Here is a 7,116-nt window from a genome sequence, read left to right on the forward strand (position 1 = left end):
ATAATGTTTGGTGACGACAGCGAAGAGGTCACACCCGTTCCCATGCCGAACACGGAAGTTAAGCTCTTCAGCGCCGATGGTAGTTGGGGGCTGTCCCCCTGTGAGAGTAGGACGTTGCCAAGCAAACAAGAAAAGAGTAGCAGAGATGCTACTCTTTTCTATAAAAAATATTTCAATCTAACATTTTATCTGGTACTAATTTTAATTCCTTTGCTATTGAAACCGCTTCAATTCTTGATTTAACATTTAGTTTGCTCAAAATCACAGATATATGCTTTTCAATCATTCGTTGACTAATTTTAAGTTCATTAGAGATTTCTAAGTTTGTTTTTCCACGAGCTACTTCATACAATACTTCTTTTTCTTTTTCTGTTAACGAAATATCCAAGTAAGTACCATTAGAATTAACAGCCGTGGTTTCGTTTCTTCTTAGTTGCCTTAGAAGTGTTATAGGTAGTAAAGATACTCCTTTCAATGCGAAACTTATAGATGCTTGGAATACCTTTTTTGATACAGATTTACTAATAAATCCACATATTCCAGCGTCTATGAGATTATTGAAATAAGGTTCTATTTCGTAACCAGTATGTATCAGGATAATGGCATCTGGCTTTTTAACAATTAGTTTTCTTGTTAAAGCTAATCCAGTTACATCAGGTAAAAAGAGGTCAAATACATATAAATCAAAATCTTCGTTAGATATAATTTGTGAAGCTTCAGCCCCATTAATGGCTACGGTAACCTCCATGTTTTCTAATTCTTCAATCATGGTTTTTGTCCCTTCTTGAACAGATGTGTGATCATCGACCAGCAATACTTTTGTCATCTTTCCCAACCTCTTCTCTTAAATGATTATCAAAAGGAATTATGATTTTTACTTTAACGCCCTGTCCAATCTCTGAATCAAGCTCTATTTGGCCTTCAACACTTTTTACCCGTTCATAAATACCAGATAGACCAAAATGATTTTCGGTCACTTCGTTTATATTAAAACCTATCCCATTATCACTATAATTCAGGCAAATGGTGTTTTTGATGTTTTCCAACTGAATTTGAATTCGATCCGCTTTGGAATGTTTTGCTGCATTATTTAAAAGTTCTTGAATGATTCGATAGAATAATAAAAAATATTCATTATCAAGATTATCTTGTAATCTCGTTGTATCTAGATCCACTATAAACAAATTTCTCATTTGTGCTTTATTAACCAAATCAAGAAGTGCTTTTCTTAGTCCAAATTCTATCAAAAATGGGGGCATCATTTCATCGCATGTTTGCCTTATTTCATAAATGACATCCATAAAACCTTCCTTGATTTCTTCTAACTCTTTTTTCTGAGTCTTTGTTAATTTATGTTCATCATAGAACGTTTCTAATTTTCGATACCAAAATAATTGAGTTTGTAGGGCAGAGTCGTGTATATCTGTAGAAAACTTTTTCCGTTCTTGTTCTTGAATGTTAAACAGCAAACGCAACACCCAAGGCGGAGCTGTTTTCTTGTCCCGCAAATACTCTATTTGTTGAATAAGTTCTTCAACTAACTGAAGGTTCTCAAATGATAAATTAATTAGATAGGAAATAGTTTTTAGCCATTCACGTTCATTTTTATTAAATTTGGTACGATTTCTTTTACCTGTTAACAATAAAAGGTAGACTTTTTCCATATTGCCGCCGATTATGGATACGTAGGTCTGACCTATAAATTTCAACTCCCCAATCGGTAGCCTTTGTTTAGATAATGCATGAATATACGAAGTAATATCAGAATGAACGGTTGTCGAAAAAGTTTGTTTATTAATGTCGTATTCTACTATATTTGCATTGTTAACTTTAAACACAGATTTAATTTCATTTAAAATATGTGTTTCGATTTCTGCCTTCTTCACTGAATTGGACAGATAGCTTACAAATTGATACAAGGTAGATTGATAATTATGCCTTTCGAAAAACAGCTTTTGGCGGAACAGATAATCTGATTCTTCTTTCAAATAAAGAATGAAAATTGATGTAAAATATATTATCATAAATAATTGAACTATTTCAGACATAGATAATTGAAGCTTAAAAAGTGAAATAACCCATAAAAACAATGGTGTAGTTCCTAAAGAAATGAAGGCATAATAGGCTAGTCTGCTAATAAAAAAGTCGATATCAAATAATTCCTCTGTGCTTATTAAATAAAAAAGTGTTAAAGGCAAAGCAAAAATAAATAATCCAGCAACATCTCCATTAATGATAGACTGGTAGTTGAGAACCATTGGGATAATATGAAGAATAATCATCGGTACAAACGATACTATTAGGCCTAAAGCAATGAGTTGGAAAATAGGTTTATAATCACCATTTTTATATTGTATATAACCTTTAATGTAATAAAATAGACAAATAACGAAAGTTACTAGAAATGTTAACAATTCTATCATTCTCAAAATACTATAATAATTTCCTAAATCAACGACTAAAAATAGACATTGGCTCAAAAGAATCATTGTATTCCATCCATACAGAATGAGAAACAGCTTGGAACTGCAAAAATGGATTTGATGCTGTTTAAAATATGTATGGAGAAAATGAAGTAAAACAACTGGTAAATATAGCAAAGCACCAACGACAATAATTTTCCCTACCAAATCCGCTCGTGCGGATGCTCCTGAGGCTAAAGAACCTAATCCGTAGCTTAGAAGAAAGAAGGTTACTATAAGTGAAGGCTTTTCCTTTTCTTTACTTCGGAAAAGTATGATTGATAAAATAATCATGAGCATCATAAAAGCAACGGGAAAAATAAAATGGGATAATAAAATTGTATTTCCTTGATTCCTGGTTATTGTATAAGTAATAAAAGATTCACCATCGGAAATGACAAGTGAATGGGCCCTTTCTACAGAACTATATTTAGCTACAGTCCAATGCTCTATAGGGGGGGAATTATTGATTTGAACAACGACATCACCTTTACGAATTCCAAGGTCTTTAGCCAAGCCATGGGAATCTGTTACTACCCATTGTTGCTCGCTATTTTGTTTCACATCAATCCCGATATAGGGATTACTCAAAATAACATTGGATAAATAAATAGATATTATTAATGATGCTGCTATTAAAAAGATATATATGAAAGACTTTTTCATAACTTTTCCCCCACCAAAACGTATTAACTACAATTTACCAAATTTTGTTTCAGAAAGGTAGAAAAGGGATACTTATCAGTAAAAAAGAGCCTAATGGCTCTAATTCCAATGTCCCGTTGGTTTTATTATATTTCCACTTAGAACATTAATAATAGCATTTGTTTCATCCTGAGTCGCTCCGATCAAACTAACGGTTCCTTGTGTGACTCCTTTTAATATATCTGGGTTTTGAGCTAAATGACGTATAAGTTCTTCTACCATTGTATTTCCTCCTCAATCATTGGTATAGTGACGGACATTCAAGTATGACTATAGCATGAATGATTGATTATTTCACCGAACTATATTATTCATTAGTAATACAATTTGTGCTTCTCTACATAGTTAATTTTCATTTTACCTACAGGTATTTTTAAAGTAATTGTATCATTTTGAGTTGGTATGTCAGCAACCTCTCCGAATAAAGAAATATAATTTGTAGTGCCTTGTTCCATTCCACCACTTTCCGAAGATATATTAACAAAGAGAGGATATTCTCTATTAGCAATATAGAGTTTCACTTTATTATCTTCTTTCCAAGTTGTATAATCATCAAAATTTCCAAGCGGAGTTACTAAATCTATTCTCACAATTTCATCTTCCAGTTTGAAATGAATTAAGTCAATGTAACTATTCTCAACAGCTAACCTCGAGTTTGAATCTAACATGAGAACTTTTGAGTCACTAAATATAACAATCGGTTTTAAAAAAAGTAGTAGTAGCACTACTAGTACTACTGCTACTAAAGCAATCGTATATATATTTTTTGTTTTCATAAATGTATCACATCCAATTAATTAAGAAGTCTTAATTGAATATTGGATTTGTCCAGATACATTGCTTTTATTCCCGATGTATATTTTATATTGCGTAAGACTTGAATTTAGATAAAAAGTAAATGAACCTGTAGTCTTATTGAAAACTGTAGAATCTACCTCTCTTCCCGTTTCTCTATCAATAAGAGTTACTCTTAAATTTAAGTTAGGATTTCTAATGATGGTTACTGTGGCTTTTGTGTGGTTTGAAAAAACTCCCTTATTATCAAAAGTATGTATAGCCTCATCAGTAGACGCGCCCTCCTCATATTCAGTTAAAAACTGACTTATGGTACCAGTAGAGAGTGAGCGTCCTTTATTAGTAATAGGTTGTAATAAATACTCATTTTCAACATCGGTTTCAACTGCTTGATAAAACATTTCAGAATTATTTTGCTCTATTAGGGTTTGTGTACTAGGTGTGTCAGCAAACACTGCCGTTGCTGAACTAAAAGATAAAGAAATAACTGAACAAATAATAAGTTTATTAAGTTTCATAACAAATCTCCTCGCGGATTAGTAGTGTAAGAGTTTTCCAAAAAAAAACGGTATTTTTCAATTGACTTTCTAAGTCTTTATTTAAATATGTTCGGAGCCCCATTTAAAACTTTGAATATATTTACTTATTAGTTTACGAGACTTTTCAGAACTTTGCACCGCTCTTTTTATGCGATTTCACGCCTTTTTTATGTGGTTTTCTTCCAGTGATTGTTCGGGGAATAATTTTTTGTTCATCTGCGGAAATGTCTTTGTTAAGGATATCGGCATCATTGGAAAATGCCCGAGTATTTGTTATCAGAACGATAATATTTATATCCTCCCCATGTTCGTCGTTTTTCCTCCTTGAAAATTTATTTGCATTCACCTCATCACATGTAGAAGTGACGAGATGAATATTGAATAGAGTGAGACACCTACTGTGATTCAGCTTACTGCGCTACTTCCTTTACTGTGCTATTTCCTTGTTAGTTATTAGTTTCCTTTACAGTACATCCTACAAGGAAACTCGCAATTACATGTCTGTCATTGATTGGGTAGTACTTGTTGAATTAATTGTTCTTTTACATATTGCGGAAGTGATGACTCTTCAATTAATTTTATCGCTTCCTGCTGTTTAAGATATAAATGAACATTTGCATATTCAACAGCTCCCGAGGTTTTTGTTTTTTCTATTAAATCCTGTTGTATTTCCTTCATAGCTTCGTAAGACACAATGCCCTTATAGTAATCTTGTACAATCTTAAAGTCTTTTCTTTTATCATTAAGAAGATAAATAGTAGGTAAGGTTTTTTTCTTATAGAGCAGATCATTTTTTTCATCATTTCTTAAAACATCTTCAATGTCATTTTGAATTTGAGATGTGATTCCAAGTAAATAGCCATAGGCAATGATTTTTTCTATAAAGGTATCATTGGCTAAAACTGTTCCGATTGAACATGCCAAGGAAACTAAAGCACCTGATTTTCTTTTTGTTACTTCGAAGTATTCCTGTTCATTTTTTACAGTGTTTTGCAAATCCTGATGTTGCCCATTGATTGAATGTAGCGTGAACTGATTAAAAAGTTCTTTAGCTGCTTGTCCTTGTTCAAATTCAAGAAAGGCTTTATCTAAGACCATGTGACTTAGATGAAAAAGAACTGTAGCAGTATTTAATGCCAACTCAGGTTTCGAATTATTCCATGGTGCTCGTGAACAGTCTTGATCTTCAATATCATCAAAAATATCAAAGGATAAAATCATTAACTCTACACCATAGGCAACCTTTATAATTGACTGGGAAACCCCACCGAAAAGTTTGTAATGGGATACAACTAATTCCGCAAAAGGAAAGTTAGTTTGAGATTTAAATTCGAAATAATCTAGCATTTGCTGCTTTAGTAATTGATTTTCTATAGCAAAAATTTGGTTTTTCATAAGTTGAATGAGTTGTTCTTTCATTATCATTTCCTCCTAAAGTATGGAATGGGGCAAATATCCCATTTACTGAGATTTTACCAATCGCTAAATAACAAAAACAAATAAATAGCTTTGACTGGACTTTTAAACTAATAAATTATTAAAAAAATTGTCACAACCGAATGGTAATATAGTAAAAAAACGAAATTAAAAAGGGAGAATATCACACAATAAAATCGGTGACAATGTCTTCCAAAGATTATAAACTGTTAAGTGAATATTCATATTTTGAAAATGGGGCTCCATTATATTAGTTTTATTGTTTTGAAATTTAATTTACTATATTATGGGAGGCTTTAAATATGGAGATGATACTTAATAGGGAAAAAGGTAAGTTGATTTTTGTATTAAGTCTAGTTTTTACGTTGTTGGTTTCTTTTTCTATTAGACCCCTTGCTGTTACAACTGAAGTAGATTCTAAAGAAAAAGCCGAACAACTTGCTGCAGCTATTTATAATTCATCAAATTATCAAGAAGATACGGGGGTATTTGAATTTGATGAAGGTAAAGCGATTTCGTTAGGTCTAGATCAACAAACAGCCCGACAAATGAGCGTTTATTTTAAAGGCTTGTCTAGTGATGAGGCAGAAGCTTTATATAATACTCAAGTAGAAGCTGGATCATCCAATCAATTAGCAGTGGCACCGTTGCTAGTTTGGGCTGCAGAGGTATTAGTGGCTGCGGGTCTTACTTGGCTAGCCGATAAATTGTTAGATTATGGGGCTAAAAAGTTTTGTGATTCATACAGAAATTACAATTCTGTGACAAGGACGGTGTGTGAAGTTATTGCTCCGTAATATTTTAATGATTGCTCTTGCAGCATTTATTTCGTTGGTAATTCAAAGGATACTAAAAGGTACTAATATCATCGATTCCAATTCGCTACTAATTGATTTCTTGAGTTATGTTGTAATATTTTTCGTGATATATGGGGTACTTGACTTTAAAAAACTATATGAAATAATTTCAAAAAGATAAGCGTAGGACTTTGCCAAGCAAAACAAAAAGAGTAGCAGAGGTGTGCTACTCTTTTTGTTTACATTTTATTATAGGTAAGCGTCAAACTATCCCCACATGGTTTGGCGCTTTTTTATATGCGATAATCTTCTAAAGATCAAATTTTGCGGAGGTTTTGCGATGAATAAATCTGAACTAAGAATTGAATGGGAACAAAGGAT

At 32.4% G+C, this 7,116-nt stretch carries 7 protein-coding genes and 1 rRNA gene; 2 read left to right on the forward strand and 6 right to left on the reverse strand.

The annotated features are described in order from the left end of the window. Positions 1-6: 6 nt before the first annotated feature. Positions 7-123, forward strand: a 5S ribosomal RNA gene (rrf, locus tag GX497_11155). Between the two features lie 49 nt (positions 124-172). Here the strand turns inward: rrf and GX497_11160 are convergent. From GX497_11160 to GX497_11185, 6 genes are all read right to left on the reverse strand, one after another. Next, positions 173-826, reverse strand: coding sequence for a response regulator transcription factor (locus GX497_11160; GenBank protein HHY73753.1), 654 nt, complete (start codon positions 824-826; stop codon positions 173-175). After that, positions 801-3,128, reverse strand: a complete 2,328-nt coding sequence (locus GX497_11165) for a hypothetical protein (protein ID HHY73754.1) — start codon at positions 3,126-3,128, stop codon at positions 801-803. Before GX497_11165 ends, GX497_11160 begins: the two co-directional genes overlap by 26 nt. Positions 3,129-3,227: 99 nt before the next feature. Beyond that, complete coding sequence (gene comX, locus GX497_11170; GenBank protein ID HHY73755.1) at positions 3,228-3,389, reverse strand: competence pheromone ComX; 162 nt, start codon at positions 3,387-3,389, stop codon at positions 3,228-3,230. A gap of 92 nt (positions 3,390-3,481) precedes the next feature. Further along, positions 3,482-3,943: a hypothetical protein gene (locus GX497_11175; protein ID HHY73756.1), complete on the reverse strand. Its 462-nt coding sequence runs from the start codon at positions 3,941-3,943 to the stop codon at positions 3,482-3,484. A 21-nt stretch (positions 3,944-3,964) separates the two neighbouring features. Then, complete coding sequence (locus tag GX497_11180; GenBank protein HHY73757.1) at positions 3,965-4,480, reverse strand: hypothetical protein; 516 nt, start codon at positions 4,478-4,480, stop codon at positions 3,965-3,967. 525 nt (positions 4,481-5,005) lie between these two features. Further along, a complete protein-coding gene (locus tag GX497_11185; GenBank protein ID HHY73758.1) occupies positions 5,006-5,920 on the reverse strand; it encodes a hypothetical protein in 915 nt (304 codons plus the stop codon). A gap of 320 nt (positions 5,921-6,240) precedes the next feature. Between GX497_11185 and GX497_11190 the strand changes: the two genes are divergently transcribed. Continuing rightward, positions 6,241-6,735 carry a hypothetical protein gene (locus GX497_11190; protein ID HHY73759.1) on the forward strand — a complete coding sequence of 165 codons (495 nt, stop codon included), beginning with the start codon at positions 6,241-6,243 and terminating at the stop codon, positions 6,733-6,735. The last annotated feature ends 381 nt before the right edge of the window (positions 6,736-7,116 follow it).

Source organism: Bacillus sp. (in: firmicutes), assembly GCA_012842745.1.
Lineage (GTDB): Bacteria > Bacillota > Bacilli > Bacillales > Bacillaceae_J > Schinkia.